At 64.3% G+C, this 16,042-nt stretch carries 17 protein-coding genes; 12 read left to right on the top strand and 5 right to left on the bottom strand.

Annotated features, from left to right (window positions below):
• Positions 1 to 10: 10 nt before the first annotated feature.
• The 3 genes from ABID26_RS04220 (at position 11) to ABID26_RS04210 (ending at position 3,029) form a co-directional block, all read left to right on the top strand.
• Complete coding sequence (locus ABID26_RS04220) at positions 11 to 1,081, top strand: ABC transporter substrate-binding protein (protein WP_292344378.1); 1,071 nt, start codon at positions 11 to 13, stop codon at positions 1,079 to 1,081.
• 207 nt (positions 1,082 to 1,288) lie between these two features.
• Positions 1,289 to 1,897: a cupin domain-containing protein gene (locus tag ABID26_RS04215; protein WP_292344379.1), complete on the top strand. Its 609-nt coding sequence runs from the start codon at positions 1,289 to 1,291 to the stop codon at positions 1,895 to 1,897.
• Positions 1,887 to 3,029, top strand: a complete 1,143-nt coding sequence (locus ABID26_RS04210) for an ABC transporter ATP-binding protein (protein ID WP_292344380.1) — start codon at positions 1,887 to 1,889, stop codon at positions 3,027 to 3,029. The genes ABID26_RS04215 and ABID26_RS04210 overlap by 11 nt, the downstream gene beginning before the upstream one ends.
• A 17-nt stretch (positions 3,030 to 3,046) precedes the next feature.
• On the opposite strand, the gene ABID26_RS04205 is transcribed toward ABID26_RS04210, so the two are convergent.
• Positions 3,047 to 3,748, bottom strand: a complete 702-nt coding sequence (locus ABID26_RS04205) for a GntR family transcriptional regulator (protein ID WP_292344381.1) — start codon at positions 3,746 to 3,748, stop codon at positions 3,047 to 3,049.
• Between the two features lie 233 nt (positions 3,749 to 3,981).
• Here ABID26_RS04205 and ABID26_RS04200 point away from each other — a divergent pair, with 233 nt between their 5' ends.
• From ABID26_RS04200 to ABID26_RS04165, 8 genes are all read left to right on the top strand, one after another.
• Positions 3,982 to 5,022: an ABC transporter substrate-binding protein gene (locus ABID26_RS04200; protein ID WP_292344382.1), complete on the top strand. Its 1,041-nt coding sequence runs from the start codon at positions 3,982 to 3,984 to the stop codon at positions 5,020 to 5,022.
• Positions 5,023 to 5,100: 78 nt separating this feature from the next.
• On the top strand, positions 5,101 to 6,183 hold the full coding sequence (locus ABID26_RS04195) for an ABC transporter ATP-binding protein (RefSeq protein WP_292344391.1): 1,083 nt from the start codon (positions 5,101 to 5,103) through the stop codon (positions 6,181 to 6,183).
• Entirely contained in the window at positions 6,180 to 7,103 is a 924-nt protein-coding gene (locus tag ABID26_RS04190) for an ABC transporter permease (protein WP_292344383.1), read from the top strand. The genes ABID26_RS04195 and ABID26_RS04190 overlap by 4 nt, the downstream gene beginning before the upstream one ends.
• Positions 7,100 to 7,900 (top strand): ABC transporter permease, encoded by an 801-nt coding sequence (locus ABID26_RS04185; protein ID WP_354413993.1) that lies wholly within the window; start codon positions 7,100 to 7,102, stop codon positions 7,898 to 7,900. The genes ABID26_RS04190 and ABID26_RS04185 overlap by 4 nt, the downstream gene beginning before the upstream one ends.
• Positions 7,901 to 7,922: 22 nt before the next feature.
• Positions 7,923 to 9,509 (top strand): gamma-glutamyltransferase, encoded by a 1,587-nt coding sequence (ggt, locus tag ABID26_RS04180; protein ID WP_354414241.1) that lies wholly within the window; start codon positions 7,923 to 7,925, stop codon positions 9,507 to 9,509.
• Positions 9,510 to 9,559: 50 nt separating this feature from the next.
• Positions 9,560 to 11,089, top strand: a complete 1,530-nt coding sequence (locus ABID26_RS04175; protein ID WP_354413990.1) for an acyl--CoA ligase — start codon at positions 9,560 to 9,562, stop codon at positions 11,087 to 11,089.
• A complete protein-coding gene (locus ABID26_RS04170) occupies positions 11,089 to 12,075 on the top strand; it encodes a 2-dehydropantoate 2-reductase (protein ID WP_292367742.1) in 987 nt (328 codons plus the stop codon). Before ABID26_RS04175 ends, ABID26_RS04170 begins: the two co-directional genes overlap by 1 nt.
• Before the next feature lie 111 nt (positions 12,076 to 12,186).
• Positions 12,187 to 12,540 (top strand): nuclear transport factor 2 family protein, encoded by a 354-nt coding sequence (locus ABID26_RS04165; protein WP_292342030.1) that lies wholly within the window; start codon positions 12,187 to 12,189, stop codon positions 12,538 to 12,540.
• 95 nt (positions 12,541 to 12,635) lie between these two features.
• Here ABID26_RS04165 and ABID26_RS04160 read toward each other — a convergent pair whose 3' ends face one another.
• Both ABID26_RS04160 and ABID26_RS04155 read right to left on the bottom strand, forming a co-directional pair.
• Positions 12,636 to 13,115, bottom strand: coding sequence for an SRPBCC family protein (locus tag ABID26_RS04160; RefSeq protein ID WP_354413987.1), 480 nt, complete (start codon positions 13,113 to 13,115; stop codon positions 12,636 to 12,638).
• Positions 13,112 to 13,468: an ArsR/SmtB family transcription factor gene (locus tag ABID26_RS04155; protein ID WP_292342028.1), complete on the bottom strand. Its 357-nt coding sequence runs from the start codon at positions 13,466 to 13,468 to the stop codon at positions 13,112 to 13,114. Before ABID26_RS04155 ends, ABID26_RS04160 begins: the two co-directional genes overlap by 4 nt.
• A gap of 147 nt (positions 13,469 to 13,615) precedes the next feature.
• Between ABID26_RS04155 and ABID26_RS04150 the strand changes: the two genes are divergently transcribed.
• Entirely contained in the window at positions 13,616 to 13,963 is a 348-nt protein-coding gene (locus tag ABID26_RS04150; protein ID WP_354413984.1) for an ArsC family reductase, read from the top strand.
• Between the two features lie 244 nt (positions 13,964 to 14,207).
• On the opposite strand, the gene ABID26_RS04145 is transcribed toward ABID26_RS04150, so the two are convergent.
• Together ABID26_RS04145 and ABID26_RS04140 are read right to left on the bottom strand one after the other, a co-directional pair.
• Positions 14,208 to 14,561: a DUF488 domain-containing protein gene (locus ABID26_RS04145; protein ID WP_292367738.1), complete on the bottom strand. Its 354-nt coding sequence runs from the start codon at positions 14,559 to 14,561 to the stop codon at positions 14,208 to 14,210.
• A 79-nt stretch (positions 14,562 to 14,640) separates the two neighbouring features.
• Positions 14,641 to 15,897, bottom strand: coding sequence for an aminopeptidase (locus ABID26_RS04140; RefSeq protein ID WP_354413982.1), 1,257 nt, complete (start codon positions 15,895 to 15,897; stop codon positions 14,641 to 14,643).
• Positions 15,898 to 16,042: the final 145 nt, after the last annotated feature.

The following is a 16,042-nucleotide window of genomic DNA, read 5'->3' as shown; positions in this document are numbered from 1 at the left end:
GAGAACGAAAATGACATTCCACCTGAAATCGATCGCCGGGCACAAAACCCGGGCCGGCCTTGCCGCATTGGCTTTGGCCCTGTCGTCGACGGTCGCTTTGGCCGCCGACAAGCTGCAATACTTTACCTGGTCGGGCTACGAACTGCCGGACTTCAACAAGAGCTTCCTGGCCGCGCATCCCGACGGCGTCGAGGCCTCGATCTTCGGCGATGACGACGACGCTTTCACCAAGGTCAAGGCCGGCTTCCGGCCGGACATCGCGCATCCCTGCTATGACAAGGTGGCGCGCTGGAACAAGGAAGGCCTGCTGCAGCCGATCGACACCAAGCGCATCAAGAACTGGGATTCGATCTTCCCGGTGTTCAAGAACCTGCCCGACCTGCAGGCCGGTGACGGCAAGGTCTGGATGGTGCCGTGGGACTGGGGCAACACCTCGATCCTCTACCGCACCGATCTTGTGAAGAACCCCGAGGCGAGCTGGAACCTTCTCTGGGACAAGCAATATGCCGGCCGCATGGCGACCATCGACGCGGTCCATGACACGCCGATCGTCGCCGCACTTCTGGCGGGCGTTAATCCTTTCGACATGACGCCGGAGCAGATGGACAAGGTCGCCGCAAAACTGCGCGAGCAGCGGCCGCTGCTGTCGAGCTACACCACCGACATGACCTCGGTCGAGCAGGCGCTGGCAAGCGGCCAGCTCGTCGCCGCCATGACCTGGAACGCCTCGGCCACCTCGCTCAAGAAGCAGGGCGTTCCGGTCGAGTTCATGAAGCCGAAGGAAGGCATGCTGACCTGGGCCTGCGGCTTCGTCATGCTGAAAGACGCCAAGAACGTCGATCTCGCCTATGACTTTATCAACAGCCGGCTCGACGCGGACTCGGGCAAATACCTGATCCAGTCCTACGGCTATGGCAGCTCGCTCTCCACCGCCTTCGCCGGCGTGTCGAAGGACGAGCTGGACAAGCTGCAGCTGCCGGCCGATCCGGACGTGATGCTGAAGAGCACCATCTTCACCGGCCCGATGAAGCAGAATGACGATGTGGCGAAGATGTTCGAGAAAGTGAAGGCTGGCGGGTGAGCGCGACTCCCCTTCTCCCCTTGTGGGAGAAGGTGGATCGGCGCGCAGCGCCGAGACGGTTGAGGGGTGGGTGACGGATCGCCGTCGCTGCCGAGCTGGAGCACCCCTCATCCGTCGCCTTCGGCGACACCTTCTCCCACAAGGGGAGAAAGAGGAGCCTGTCGGCGCTGCTCCGCGCCAGTGAAGAGACTGAACGAGGACCAACGTATGGACATAGTCGACGAAACAGCCGAGAAACCGAAGGACGATGCTGACGTCCGCGTCGGCCGGCGCGTGCGGGCGCTGAGGTTAGAGCGCAAGCTGTCGCTGGCCGAGCTCGCGGCCAAAGCCGGCATTTCCATCGGCGCGCTCAGCCAGATCGAGCGCGGCATGTCCTCGCTGCGCGTCAAGGTGATCTGGCCGCTGGCCGCCGCCCTCGACATCGAGCCTTCTGCGCTGATCGCCGACGGCAACGAAGCTGTCAACGATCTCTATTGTGTACGGGCCGACAAGCGGCGCTCGATCCCGGTGAAGTCGGAAGGCATCGCCAAGGCGTTGCTGTCGCCTCCCGCCGCGACGCTCACCGGCATGCTGGTGACGGTCGAGGCCGGCGGCGGCACGGCGGAAGCCTACGCCCATGCCGGCCACGAATTCGGCTTCGTGATGACGGGCGAGGTCGAGCTGGTGGTGGATGCCACGACCTATGTGCTGAAGGCCGGCGACAGCTTTGCCTTCAAGAGCACATTGCTGCACGCCTTCCGCAATCCCGGCGCCGAGCGCTGCCAGATCCTCTGGGTCAACACGACAAAGCCGTCCGAGGTGCGCGATGGCGCCTGATGCCTCAGAGCAATTCCAGGAAAAGCGCGAAGCGGTTTTCCGTCCGGAATTGCGGGAACCATTGGTTCGGCTGCAGAAAGTCTCAAAGGTCTTTCCAGGTGGCGTGGTCGGTCTTGATACCGTCGACCTCGATATTGCCGCTGGCGAGTTTCTGACCCTGCTCGGCCCCTCCGGCTGCGGCAAGACGACGAGCCTGCGCGTCATCGCCGGCTTCGAGAGCCCGACCAGCGGCAATGTCCTGCTCGAAGGCCGCGACATCACCGGCCTGAGGCCCTTCGACCGGCCGGTCAACACCGTCTTCCAGGATTATGCGCTGTTCCCGCATATGGATGTCGCTGAGAATGTCGGCTTCGGCCTGTCGCTGCGCAAACTGTCCGGCACCGAGCAGGCGCGCCGCGTCGGCGAAGCGCTCGACATGGTGGGGCTCGCCGACAAGCTCGGCGCCCGTATCTCCGAGCTTTCCGGCGGCCAGCGCCAGCGCGTGGCGCTTGCCCGCGCCATTGTCTGCGAGCCGCGCGTGCTCCTTCTTGATGAGCCGCTGTCGGCGCTCGACGCGCATCTGCGCGAGCAGATGCAGGTGGAGCTGAAGCGGCTGCAGTCGCGGCTCGGCACCACCTTCGTCATGGTCACCCACGACCAGACCGAGGCGCTGTCGATCTCGGACCGCATCGTCGTCATGAACAAGGGCGGCATCGAGCAGATCGCACCGCCGGCAACGCTCTACGATCGGCCTGCGACGAAGTTCGTCGCGTCCTTCATCGGCACGATGAATCTTCTTCAGTCGCGCTTTGTCGGCCGCGACGGCGAGCGTCTGCGCTTCGCCGCCGGCCAGCTGCCATTGGAGGCAGTCTCTGACACCGGCGAAACGCCGGCGGCGGGCGATACGCGCACCATCGGCGTTCGGCCGGAGGATCTGCTGGCGGCCACCGAGGCCGCCGAAGGCACCGCGCCGGCGCGGGTGAGCGGCATCGTCTTCCACGGCCGCACGCTGCGCCTGCACGCCGAGCTCGGGCAGGGGACTCCGATCGTCATCGATGCTCCACGCCGCGCCGACGGTTTTCAATTCAGCGTCGGCGACGTGGCACATGTCAGCCTGCGGCGCGGCGCCAACTGCCCGGTGCTATCGAGCTGATGCGATAGGGCGCCGGCTCACGACGCCTTGGCGAAAAACCCCTGGTAATCGGACTTTGCCTGCAGCAGGCGTAGGATGTTCTCGCGTGAGCCGCGCACATGCGCACGGGCGCGCTCGCCGGCAAGGGTGACATCACCGGCACAGATCGCGTCGACGATGCCGGTATGCTCCTCGCGGGTGAGCTTCCACTCGTCCAGCCACAAAAGCTCCGTCCAGACATATTGCTGGCATTTGTCGAGGATGCCGCAAAGCATGCCGTAGAGCATCTCGTTGCCGCTGATTTCGGCGATCACCCGGTGCAGGTCGATGCCGACCTGCAATTCCTCGAATTTCTCCCTGGTGCTGCGGTCGGGGATCGCCGCCAGCCGCTCGCATTCGGCGAGCATATCGCGCAGCCTTGCCTTGTCGGCGGCGGTCGCGTTGGCAGCCGCCAGCTCGGTCGCGCGCCCGTCAAGCAATTCTCGAATGTCGAAGGCCTCGCGGAACATGTTGATGTTGAATTCCGCGACCACATAGCCCTGGCGCGGCCGCCCGATCACCAGGCCGTCGCGTTCCAGCCGGTTGAAGGCCTCGCGCACCGGTGTGCGGCTCACCTTCAGACGCTCGGCGATGTCGCTTTCCGTCACGCGACCGCCCGGCGGGATTTGGCCGGTGATGATCATCGCCTTCAGCTTCTCGAACACCGAGTCGCGCAGCGTGTTTTTCCGTTCCTTGCTCAAACGTCCCGCCTCCAACGGTCAGTTATGGATTCGCAGTCTAGTGCCTTTTAGCGCCTGCTTGAAACAGGCGCCGTTTCGACAGGAGCAAACGCTCCGGGCCGAGCCTTTGTGCATCGCCGCTAAAAACCGCACGACCCATGTTGACATCGGCTCGTGGCGAATTACACTCAAAATTGTATACAAATTCGCATACCAAATCAACGATAACGGGAACACCGGTTGGAGAAGCGAAAATGACGAAGACAATTTGCATGCGCGGCCTGGCCGCCGCCGGCCTGCTGGCCTCAGTCGCCGTTCCGGCATCGGCCGCTGACACCATCACCGTCGCCTCATGGGGCGGCACCTATCAGGAGGCGCAGACCAAGGCCTTCTTCGATCCTACGGCCAAGGAGCTCGGCATCACCATCAAGCAGGACACCACCAACGGCCTCGACGACGTGCGCCTGCAGGTCACCGGCAACGCGGTCAAATGGGACATCACCGAGCTTGGCGCCGATGAATGCGCGCGCGGTTCCAAGGAAGGCCTGTTTGAGAAGCTCGACTACAATCTCATCGACAAGAGCGGCATCAACCCGAAGCTCGTCCATGACGACTGGGTCGGCGTCTCGTATACGTCCGTCGTGCTGATCTATCGGACCGATGTTTTCGGCGACAAGGGACCGAAGACCTGGGCCGATTTCTGGGACGTCGAGAAATTCCCGGGCCGCCGCGCGCTGTCCGGCAGCCAGGCGACGGAAACGCTGAGCGTCGCCGCGCTCGCCAAGGGGCTCCCGATCGACAAGGTCTATCCGGTCGACATCGACGGCGCGCTGCAATCCGTCGACAAGGTCAAGGGCCATATCGACGCCTGGTGGACGTCCGGCGCACAGGCCATGCAGCTCGTCAAGGACGGCGAGGTCGATATGGCGAGCATCTGGAACGGCCGCGCCGGCACTTTGAAGAAGGAAGGCGCACCGGTGAGTTTCTCCTTCGACCAGGGTGTGCTCACCGCCGACTGCCTGGTCATCCCGAAGGGATCGAAGAACAAGGACATCGCCATGAAGGCGCTGGCCAAGTTCGTCAGCCCCGATCTCCAGGCCAATTTGCCGCTCTATGTTGACAACGGCCCGGCCAACGAGAAGGCCTTCGAGACCGGCAAGATCCCGCAGGCGCGGATCAAGGACATCAATTCCGCACCGGAAAACGTCAAGAAGCAGGTGTTGCAGGATCCCGAGTTCTGGCGCGACAACCTCGTCGAGGCGACGGAAAAATTCAACAACCTGATCCAGCAATGATGAACGTGTTCGGTGCGGCGCATAATGCGCCGCTCCGCACCGTTCGCCGACAATGATCCGGAGTTGAAGGAGATGCTCTTGTCTCTTGCGCCGTCCGCGCTTCCCATCGGCATCCACGGCATCGAGAAGCGCTTCGGCGTTCTCTCGATCCTCAGCGACCTCAGCCTCGACGTCGCCGCGGGCGAATTCCTGACGCTGCTCGGTCCGTCAGGGTCGGGAAAGACGACGCTGCTGATGATCCTGGCGGGGTTCGTGCGGGCCAATGCCGGCTCAATCAAGGTGGGTGGCGAAGAGATCATCACCATGCCGCCGCACAAGCGCAACATCGGCATGGTGTTCCAGAACTACGCACTGTTTCCGCATATGAACGTCTTCCACAACATCGCCTTTCCGCTCAAGCAGCGGCGCGTGTCGGCAGCGGAAACGGCCGAGCGTGTGGAGAGGGCGCTGGGCCTGGTGCAATTGAAAGGCCTGGGCGAGCGCCGCGTCGACCAGCTTTCCGGCGGCCAGCGCCAGCGAGTGGCTCTGGCCCGCGCCATTGTCTTCGAGCCGCGCATCGTTTTGATGGACGAGCCGCTGTCGGCGCTCGACAAAGGCCTGCGCGAGCATATGCAGATCGAGCTGCGCAACCTGCACCGCCGGCTCGGCATGACGACCGTCTATGTCACGCACGACCAGCGTGAGGCGATCACCATGTCGGACCGCATCGCCGTCATGAACGCCGGCCGCATCGAGCAGATCGACCAGCCCGAAGCCCTCTACGCCAGGCCACGGACAAAATTCGTCGCCAGCTTCATCGGTGAATCCAACTTCATCCCGGTCGAATGCCGCAATGGCAGCGTCTGGCATGAGGACAGGAAGCTGCGCATGAACGGTGCGGCGCCGTCCGCCGGCCGGCATCTGATGGTGGTGCGGCCGGAAAAGCTGCGGCTGGTCGCCGAGGCGGAACAGGCCGGCACACTCAATATGCTGCCGGCGACCGTCGGCGATGTCATCTATCAGGGTGACAGCTTCATCTGCTACGCGACGCTGCGCGACGGCCGGCAAGTGACGCTGCGCGACTATTGCCGCTCGGACGTGCTGGCGAAGCTGCCGGCTCCGGGCGAGCCGATCACGCTCGGCATCGACGCGCAGGATGTCGTGCTGGTGGTGGATCAATGAGCGTCGGGTCCGCCAGCCTCGACCATGCCGGCAGGCCGGACGGCGTGCTGAACGCCGATGCGCTGCGCGCCGATGCCCGGCGCCAGGCGCTGGGGCTGCTGGCGCTGCTGTCGCCCGGGCTGTTCCTGGTCTTCGCCGTCATCATCGTGCCGATCGGCTGGCTGTTCTGGCTCTCGCTGTTCGACGAGACCGGTCAGCTCAGCGCCGCCAACTACGCGCGCTTCTTCGAGCAGGCGTCCTACATCAAGACTTTTGCCACGACGTTCAAGGTCGCCTTCGTCGTCACCGGCGCCTGCGTGCTGTTCGGCTATCCACTGGCCTACATGCTGTCGCAGCTGCCGCGCCGCGCCGCCTCGATCTGCCTGATCTTCGTCATCCTGCCGTTCTGGACCTCGGTGCTGGTGCGCACCTATGCCTGGCTGGTCATCCTGCAGCGCAAGGGCCTCATCAACAACTGGCTGATCGACCTCGGGCTGATCGGCCAGCCGCTGCCGCTTGCCAACAATTTCGCCGGCGTCGTCATCGGCATGACCCACATCATGCTGCCGTTCCTGGTTCTGCCGCTCTATGCCTCGATGAAGACCATCGACGTCGACTGCCTGCGCGCCGGCATGAATCTCGGCGCCAGCCCCGCCGCCACTTTCCGGCAGATCTTCTTCCCGCTGTCGCTGCCGGGTCTGGCGTCCGGCGTGGTCATCGTCTTCGTGCTTTGCCTCGGCTTCTTCGTCACGCCGGCGCTGATGGGCGGCGGCAAGGTCATCATGTGGGCGATGCGCATGGAGCAGGCCACCAGCCTCTATTCCAACTGGGGCGCGGGCGCCGCGCTTGGCGTCGTGCTGCTTGCCGTTACGCTGGCGCTCTTAGGGTTGTTCCAGTGGCTGCTCGGTGCCCGCGCCACCGGCGTATGGAGCCGGCGATGAGCGCGGAAAACAGCCTGCCCATCTCGCATTGGCAACGCCTCTGGCTTTATCTGCTCGGCGGCTTCGTCATGCTGTTCCTGATCGCCCCTTCGGTGATCATCGTCATCATGTCCTTCTCAGGCTCGACGCTGCTGCAGTTCCCGCCCGAGCAATGGTCGCTGCGCTGGTACGAAGCCTATTTCGGCTCCGTCGAATGGCGCGACGCCACCATCGTCTCGGTCAAGGTGGCGGTGATGACGGCGATCGTGGCGACGCCGCTCGGCACCGCCGCGGCTTACGCCATCAACGCCGGCACGCTGCGGCTGACCGGCGCCATCAACGCGCTGCTCACGGCATCGGTGATCATTCCGGTCATCCTGATCGGCATCGGCACCTTCTTTCTCTACGCCCGCATCGGCCTCAACAACACGCTGACCGGCCTCGTCATCGCCCATACCGTGCAAGCGCTGCCGCTGGTCGTGCTCACAGTCCTGTCGGGACTGCGCTCCTACGACATGAACCAGGAGATGGTCGCGCGCAGCCTCGGCGCCGGGCGCTTCGCGGCCTTCTTCCAGGTGACCATGCCGCAGCTGCGCTTCTCAATCGTGTCGGGCGCGCTGTTCGCCTTCATCACCTCTTTCGACGAGGTCGTGGTCTCGTTGTTCATTTCCGGCGGCGAGACGACGACGCTGACGCGTCGCATGTTCAATGCGCTGCGCGACCAGATCGATCCGACGATTGCCGCCATTTCGACTTGCCTGATCGTGCTATCGATCGTCTTGTTGTCCGCCGCCCAGCTTTTCGGCCGCGGACGTTGAAGTGAGGGATACCAATACCAGCATGCGTGATTTCCAGTTCCCAGGCCGCTCGCCGGTCCGCGCCACCGAAGCCATGGCCGCGACCTCGCATCCTCTGTCGACGCTTGCGGCCATCGACATGCTGCGCTCCGGCGGCAACGCCATGGACGCGGCGGTCTGTGCCGCTGGCGTGCAGGCTGTGGTCGAGCCGCAATCGACCGGCATCGGCGGCGACTGCTTTGTCCTCTATTGCCCGAAGGGGCAGGGCGAGGTGCTTGCCTTCAACGGATCGGGCCGCGCGCCTCAGGCAGCCGCTGTCGACTGGTACTTGGACAAGGGTTTTAGCGAGCTGCCGAAACAAGGCCCGCACGCGGTCACCGTTCCCGGCGCCGTCGACGCCTGGTGCCGGCTGCTGGAGGACCATGGCCGCAAGGGCATCGCCGATGCTCTCGCCCCGGCCATCCATTATGCCGAGAACGGCTATGTCGTGCATGACCGCGTCGCCTTCGATTGGCATGACCCGGAAACCGATCTGTCGGCCGACGAGGTGGCAGCGCGCATCTTCCTGCCGGGCGGCAAGCCGCCGAAGGCCGGCGATGTGCATCGCCAGCCGGAACTCGCCGAGACGCTGCGCGTCATCGCCGCAAAGGGCCGCGGCGGCTTTTACGAGGGCGCTGTTGCCGAGGATATTGTCGGCCGGCTTCGCGAACTGGGTGGACTGCACACGCTCGACGACTTCGCCGCCACGAAGGGCGATTACAAGACCGCGGTCGGCACCTCCTATCGCGGCCACGACATCCACCAGATGCCGCCCAACAACCAGGGCCTGACCGCGCTCTTGATGCTGAACGTGCTCTCCGGCTTCGATCTTGGCATGCTCGACCCGAATGGCGCCGAGCGGCTGCATCTGGAAATCGAGGCCGGGCGGCTGGCCTATCGCGATCGCGACAACCTGATCGCCGACCAGGACCATGTCGCGGTGCCGGTGAAGGAGCTGCTTTCCAGCGCCTATGCCGATCGTCTCCGCGCCACGATCGATCCTGAGCGTGCCATGACCAATCTTCCGCGCCTCGACCTGCCGGGCAGCGACACGGTCTACATCACCGTCGTCGACCGCGACTTGAACGCGGTGAGCTTCATCAACTCGACCTATTATTCCTTCGGCAGCGGCGTCGTCGGTCCCAAGAGCGGTGTCGTGCTGCAGAACCGCGGCTCGAGCTTCCGGCTCGATGCGAAGCACCCGAACGCAATAGCGCCGGGCAAGCGGCCGATGCATACGATCATGCCGGGGATGATGACGAAGAACGGGCGCGCGGTGATGCCGTTCGGCGTCATGGGGGGTGGCTACCAGCCCTTCGGCCATGTGCATCTTTTGACCAACATGATCGACTTCGGCATGGATCCGCAGCAGGCGCTGGATGCCGCGCGAGTCTTCTACAACCATGACGTCGTCGAGGCCGAGCGCAGCGTTCGTGCCGACGCCATCGAGGGCCTGCGTGGCCGTGGCCATCGTGTCGTCGAGCCCGACCATCCGCTTGGCGGCGGACAGGCGGTGCTGATCGATTGGGAAAAAGGCACGCTGACCGGCGCTTCCGATCCGCGCAAGGACGGACTGGCGCTCGGATTTTGAGCGGCCCATTGCTGGACATCGGCCGATCGTTCGAAACATAGTCTGGAACCATGACAACAAGCGAAAACTCCATCGATCTCGCCCATCGCCTGGCCCCCGGCGCCGAAGACGCGCTGGCCATCGCGGCGCCCGACCGGCTGGCTCTGTCGCATGGCGGATTGCGCCGGCTGATTGGCGAGACGGTGGCGCGGCTCAACGCGCTCGGCATCGGCCGTGGCGATCGCGTCGCCATCGTGCTGCCGAACGGCCCCGAGATGGCGACGGCCTTCATCGCGGTCGCAGCAAGCGCTTCCACGGCACCGCTCAATCCTGCCTATCGCGCCGACGAGCTCGATTTCTATCTGAGCGACATCGGCGTCAAGGCGATCCTCGTCGGCAAGGACGAGGCAGGTCCCTCGGTCGAAGTTGCCGAACGCCTCGGCATCCCCGTGCTGCGCTTGATCGTGCCGGCCGGCGCCCCGGCCGGTGTCTTCGCGATCGAGGGTGACCCGGTCGGCCCGCCTGTTTCGTCGGGCTTGGCCGAGGATGGGGACACCGCGCTTCTACTGCACACCTCGGGCACCACCTCGCGTCCGAAACTGGTGCCGCTCAGCCACGCCAATCTCGCCGCTTCGGCCGCCCACATCGGCGCGACACTTGGCCTAAGGCCGGCCGATCGCTGCCTCAACATCATGCCTTTGTTCCACATCCACGGGCTGATCGCGGCCGTGCTCTCCTCGCTCGCCGCCGGCGGCAGCGTGTTCTGCACGCCGGGCTTCAACGCGCTGCGCTTCTTCCAGTGGCTCTCCGAAGCGAAGCCGAGCTGGTACACGGCGGTGCCGACCATGCATCAGGCGATCCTGCCGCGCGCCGCGCGCAACGCCGAACAGCTCGCCGGAGCAAATTTGCGCTTCATCCGCTCGTCGTCGGCCTCCTTGCCGGCGCAGGTGATGGCCGAGCTGGAGGCGACCTTCGGCTGTCCGGTGATCGAGTCCTATGGCATGACGGAGGCCGCTCACCAGATGGCGTCCAACCGCCTGCCGCCCGGCCAGCGCAAGCCGGGCAGCGTCGGCGCATCTGCGGGACCGGAAGTGGCCGTCATGGCGCCGGACGGACGGCTGCTCAAAGCGGGCGAGACCGGTGAGATCGTCATTCGCGGTCCCAACGTCACCGCCGGCTACGAGAAGAACCCGGACGCCAACGCCAGCGCCTTCGCCCATGGCTGGTTCCACACCGGCGACCAAGGCGTGCTCGACGAGGACAACTACCTACGCGTCACCGGCCGGCTGAAGGAGATCATCAACCGCGGCGGCGAAAAAATCTCGCCGCTCGAGGTCGACGGCGTGCTGATGGACCACCCGGCCGTCGCGCAGGTCGTCACCTTCGCCATGCCGCATGACAAGCTCGGCGAGGAGGTCGCCGCGGCGATAGTGCTGCGCGAAGGCCAGAGCGCCAGCGAGACCGATATCCGCAGTTTTGCGGCGATGCGGCTCGCCGATTTCAAAGTGCCGCGGAAGGTGGTGATCCTGGACGAGATCCCCAAGGGCGCGACCGGCAAGTTGCAGCGCATCGGACTCGCGGCAAAGCTCGGTCTCGGCTGATGCGCGTTACAGTTTTTGGCGCCGGCGCGATCGGCGGCTATCTCGCCGCCAAGCTGGCGATCGCCGGCCGGGTCGATCTGTCGATCGTGGCGCGCGGCGCGCATCTCGAAGCGATCAAAGCTAGCGGTCTTCGCCTGATCGAGGACGGCAAGGAGACGGTGGCTTCGGTGAGAGCCGCCGCGCGGGCCGAAGAACTCGGCAAGCAGGATTATGTCGTGCTGGCGCTGAAGGCGCATTCGCTGGCGCCGGCGCTCCAGGAAATCGCGCCGTTGCTGGGCGAGGGGACGGCGGTCGTCACCATGCAGAACGGCGTGCCCTGGTGGTATTTCTACAAAACCGGCGGCGCGCTCGAGGGCACGCGGCTCGATGCGGTCGATCCCGGCGGAAGGATCTGGGAAGCCATCGAGCCCGAACGCGTCATCGGCTCCGTCGTCTATCCGGCCGTCGAGGTCGATGCGCCGGGCCTCATTCGCCATGTCGAGGGGACGCGCTTTTCGCTCGGCGAGCCTTCGGGCGAAAAGAGCGACCGTGTCGCAGCGCTTGCGCGCGAAATGGTCAAGGCCGGGCTGCAGGCGCCGGTCCGCGAAGACATACGCTCGGAGATCTGGGTCAAGCTCTGGGGCAATCTCTCCTTCAACCCGATCTCGGCGCTGACCGGCAGCACGCTGGCGGCCATCGTCGCCGATGAAGGCACGCGGGCAGTCGTCCGTTCTATGATGATCGAGGCGCAGGCGATCGGCGAGAGCCTCGGCGTGCGCTTTCTCATCCCTGTCGACCGGCGCATCAAGGGCGCCGGCGATGTCGGCGAGCACAAGACCTCGATGCTGCAGGACCTGGAACGCGGCCGCCCGATGGAGATCGACGCATTGGTGGGCGCCGTGCAGGAGCTCGGCCGCCTGACCGGCAAGCCGACGCCGACCATCGACAGCGTGCTGGCGCTGGTACGTCGCTTGGCAATCGAACGCGGGTGCTATCGCGAAGGTTGATCGCAACCGTCGATCCATCCTGACACGAAGTGTCAGCTACCAGCGGGGTCGGCGGTGGCGGCCCAGCGGGCGGTACCCTACTTCAAGTCTCGTCTCGAACGGGAGGAAATCATGACCACTGCGGATATTGCCAAGGACTTCACCGAACTCCTCAAGCAGGGCGACAGCCACAGCGCTGCCGCGAAATACAATGCCGACGACATCACCAGCTACGAGGCAATGGAAGGGCCGATGTCCGTTTGCAACGGCAAGGAAGCCGTGAAGCAGAAGGGCGAATGGTGGGAAGCGAACCATGAGGTTCACGGCGGCTCGATCGATGGCCCCTATGTCAATGGCGACCAGTTCGCATTGCGCTTCACCTTCGACGTGACACCCAAATCCACCGGCGAACGCGTCAAAATGGACGAGGTTGGCCTCTACACGGTCAAGAACGGCAAGATCAGCGAAGAGCGCTTCTATTATTGAGGCCGATCGGCCCGTAGCATCTCGCGTCTCTCGCTGTCAGATCTAAAAATCAGGCGTGGCGGCCAGGATGATATCTTGGCCGCCATGCCAGCTTCTCAAATGGTCTTCACATACTCTGCAAGCTGGTCGGCCACCGTGCCCCAGCCGTCGAAGAAACCCATCTCCTCGTGGTTGTTGCGGGTCGCCTCGTCGCGATGGATGGCGGTGGCGGTGTAGCGCGTGCCTTTGCCTTCGGGCGTCAGCGCGATGACCGCGGTGATGAAGGGCTCGCCGGACGGCCGGTAGCCAGGCAGCAGCGCGTCGGTCCAAACCAGTCGTTCGTTCGGCACGATCTCGAGATAGCAGCAATGGCGATCGCTCACCTCCTTGCCGTCGGGCGACTGCATGCGCGTGCGGAACAGGCCGCCAGGCTGAAGGTCGATCTCGCAATTGGTGATGATCCACGGCTTCGGCGTGAACCACTGCTTGACGTGCTCAGGCGTGGTCCAGGCGCGCCACAGCAATTCGCGCGGCGCATCCAGGAAGCGCTCCAGAGTCAGATCCAGCTTCGGGTTGGGCTTGAACGGATAGCTCACTTTTCTGTCTCCTTGAGGTTCATCACATAGGCGTCGAACTGGTCGAGGCGGCGCTCCCACAGCGCGCGCTGTTCGGCGAGCCAGTTTTCCGCGAGCTTCAGCGGTTCGGGCGAAAGCCTGTAGGTCCTCACTCGGCCGGCCTTTTCCGATCGCACCAGTCCGCAGCCTTCCAGCACTTTCAGGTGCTCGACGAAGGAGGGCAGGGCCATCTCGAACGGCTCTGCCAGTTCGCTGACCGAGGCGGGGCTTCTGTTCAGTCGCTCCACCACACGCCTGCGTGTCGGATCGGCAAGCGCGCGGAAAATACCGTCGATCGGCGGCGTGCTCTGAGTGGCGGTCTGCGGGCTGATCATCGACTGTCCATTTCTCGTTGCTGCCGCGGCAAATACTTAGGAAAAAACCTTAGTGTTGGCAAGACCAAATCTCCGCATTCCGCTGGCAATGGGTAAGTGGTGGTTCTACGGTGCCGCGGAATTCAACGTCCGCACGAGGAGCATCTGTTGACGATCACCATGTACGGCATCACCACCTGCGACACGATCAAGAAGGCGCGCGTCTGGCTGGAGGGCCGCGACGTTCCCTATCGCTTCCACGACTATCGCGCCGAAGGGATGGAGGCGGAAAGGCTGAACGGCTGGGTCGGCAAGGTCGGCTGGGAAAAGCTGCTCAACAAGGGGAGCACCACTTTTCGCGAGTTGCCGGAGAAGGACAAGGAAGCGCTCGACGAGAAGAAGGCTAAGAAGCTGATGCTTGCGAAGCCGACCATGATCAAGCGCCCCGTGCTGGAGGTGGGGGATCGGGTTCTCGTTGGGTTCAAGCCCGATGTATATGAAGAGGCGGTGAAGTAGAGGCGGGACGGCGAAGCTGCCAATCTCCCCCCTTGCGGGGAGATGGCCGGCAGGCCAGAGGGGGTGTGAAGGAACGCGACCTTGGCCGAACGTGTTCCAGCGCGAATCTGTCTTGGTATGCGGCAGCGAATGGTTGAGAGGCCGGAGGGACAGCACCCCCCTCTGCCCTGCCGGGCATCTCCCCCGCAAGGGGGAGATTGGACGTCGCATCGGCCTTCGCCAATCGCCAACGCTGTGAGACTCCTCACGCCCCTCGCAAATACCCCGCCAGCGCCACCGCATTGTTGTGCGCCTCGTCATGCGCGCCGTAGAGCAGCGTCACCTTGCCCTCGCGAAGCACATTGCGCAGTTGCGCCACCGCCTCCTCGTTCCGGTCGAGCTCGACACGGTACCGCTTCTGGAACTCCGCCCAGCGCTCGGGATCGTGTCCGAACCATTTGCGCAGCGCGTCGCTCGGGGCGATCTCTTTTAGCCAAAGGGTGAGGGCGGCGTCCTTCTTGGCGACGCCGCGCGGCCAGATGCGGTCGACCAGCACGCGCTGGCCGTCTGTCTTCTCAGGCGCCTCGTAGATGCGCTTCACCGCTATGTCGAAGGCCATTACGCCTCCTTTGCCAAGCAATTCCAGGAAAAGTGCGCAGCGGTTTTCCGTCCGGAATTGCGCAAAACAATGAGCCCTCTCAGGCCCATTCGCCCTTGCGCATGACCGGCACGCGGCTGCCGTCCTTGCCGACGCCGTCTATGTCGATCTTGTCCGAGCCGATCATCCAGTCGATGTGGATAAAGCTCTTGTTGCCGCCACGCTGCGCGATCTCGTCCTGGCTGAGCGAAGCGCCGTTGACGAAGCACTTCGAATAGCACTGTCCAAGCGCGATGTGGCAGGCGGCGTTCTCGTCGAACAGGGTGTTGAAGAACAACAGGCCGCTCTTCGAGATCGGCGAGGAATGCGGCACCAGCGCCACCTCGCCGAGCCGGCGCGCGCCCTCGTCGGTGTCGAGCACCTTCTTCAACACGTCCTCGCCCTTCGAGGCTTTGGCCTCGACGATCCGTCCGCCCTCGAAGCGCACCGAGATCTCGTCGATGAGCGTGCCCTGGTAGGAGAGCGGCTTGGTCGAGGAGACGTGGCCTTCGACCCGCCAGGCATGCGGCGTGGTGAAGACTTCCTCGGTCGGGATGTTCGGATTGCAGGTGACGCCGTTCTTGGCCGTCGAGGCGCCGCCCATCCATTCATGGCCTTCCGCCAGTCCGACGGTTAGGTCGGTGCCCGGTCCGCTGAAATGCAGCGCATGGAAATTGTGCTCGTTCAGCCATTTCGTGCGCTCGGCCAGCGCCGCGTTGTGCGCCTTCCAGTTGCCGATCGGATCCTCGACATCCACTCGCGAGGCCGAGAAGATGGCGTCCGCCAGCTTCGCCACCGCGACGTCGTCGGGCTCGCCAGGAAATACCTGCTTCGCCCAGGCAAGATCGGGATAGGCGACGATGTTCCAGTTGATGTCGAAGCCGGTGATCTTTTCCAAAGCCGGCTGGTAGGCCATCGAATTCGCCTTGTTGGCGCGCGCCACCTTGGCCGGGTCCTGCTCAGACAGCAGCGATGGGTCCTCGCCGCGCACCGCGAGCCGCGCTGCATTGTTGGCGAAGGCCTTTGCCATGCCTTCATAGAGCCAGCCGGCGGCGCGGTCGAAGCCGGCGTCGGCGCCATAACGGAAGCGCGCCACTGTGATCTCGTCGTCGTTGAAGATCGGCGTCACCAGCCCGGCGCCGGCCTTGTAGGCATGCTCGACGATGCGCCGGGTCAGCGGCAGCGCCGCGATCGACGAGGTCAGCACCAGGTCCTGTCCCGGCTGCAGCTGCAGCCCGACCTTGACGGCCACCTCGGCCAGCCTGTCGAGCTTCACCGGGTCGATTGTTGCCGAGACGCCGCGCGAATGTGTGGTCATGATCCTGCCTGCCATTATGTTGGGGTCTGGTTCTTACATAGACCGGTGAGCCTGACCTTTCCACCGCGATCGACTGGGCCTGTTCTCTAAGCATGATCCCGGAAAGTGGGCAGCGGTTTTCGGAAAGATCATGCTCGAAAAAAGC

The organism is Mesorhizobium shonense (assembly GCF_040545255.1).
Taxonomy (GTDB): domain Bacteria; phylum Pseudomonadota; class Alphaproteobacteria; order Rhizobiales; family Rhizobiaceae; genus Mesorhizobium; species Mesorhizobium shonense.
Note: the sequence above shows the minus strand (reverse complement) of the source record. Positions and strands in the feature narration are given on the sequence as shown.

What these genes read in the sequence shown, in the direction of transcription:
- ABID26_RS04170 (WP_292367742.1), top strand. Translation starts at nt 11,089, where the DNA reads ATGCGCGTTACAGTTTTTGGCGCCGGCGCGATCGGCGGCTATCTCGCC.
- ABID26_RS04215 (WP_292344379.1), top strand. Translation starts at nt 1,289, where the DNA reads ATGGACATAGTCGACGAAACAGCCGAGAAACCGAAGGACGATGCTGAC.
- ABID26_RS04200 (WP_292344382.1), top strand. Translation starts at nt 3,982, where the DNA reads ATGACGAAGACAATTTGCATGCGCGGCCTGGCCGCCGCCGGCCTGCTG.
- ABID26_RS04165 (WP_292342030.1), top strand. Translation starts at nt 12,187, where the DNA reads ATGACCACTGCGGATATTGCCAAGGACTTCACCGAACTCCTCAAGCAG.
- ABID26_RS04140 (WP_354413982.1), bottom strand. Translation starts at nt 15,897, where the DNA reads ATGACCACACATTCGCGCGGCGTCTCGGCAACAATCGACCCGGTGAAG.
- ABID26_RS04220 (WP_292344378.1), top strand. Translation starts at nt 11, where the DNA reads ATGACATTCCACCTGAAATCGATCGCCGGGCACAAAACCCGGGCCGGC.
- ABID26_RS04155 (WP_292342028.1), bottom strand. Translation starts at nt 13,468, where the DNA reads ATGATCAGCCCGCAGACCGCCACTCAGAGCACGCCGCCGATCGACGGT.
- ABID26_RS04190 (WP_292344383.1), top strand. Translation starts at nt 6,180, where the DNA reads ATGAGCGTCGGGTCCGCCAGCCTCGACCATGCCGGCAGGCCGGACGGC.
- ABID26_RS04175 (WP_354413990.1), top strand. Translation starts at nt 9,560, where the DNA reads ATGACAACAAGCGAAAACTCCATCGATCTCGCCCATCGCCTGGCCCCC.
- ABID26_RS04210 (WP_292344380.1), top strand. Translation starts at nt 1,887, where the DNA reads ATGGCGCCTGATGCCTCAGAGCAATTCCAGGAAAAGCGCGAAGCGGTT.
- ggt (WP_354414241.1), top strand. Translation starts at nt 7,923, where the DNA reads ATGCGTGATTTCCAGTTCCCAGGCCGCTCGCCGGTCCGCGCCACCGAA.
- ABID26_RS04145 (WP_292367738.1), bottom strand. Translation starts at nt 14,561, where the DNA reads ATGGCCTTCGACATAGCGGTGAAGCGCATCTACGAGGCGCCTGAGAAG.
- ABID26_RS04185 (WP_354413993.1), top strand. Translation starts at nt 7,100, where the DNA reads ATGAGCGCGGAAAACAGCCTGCCCATCTCGCATTGGCAACGCCTCTGG.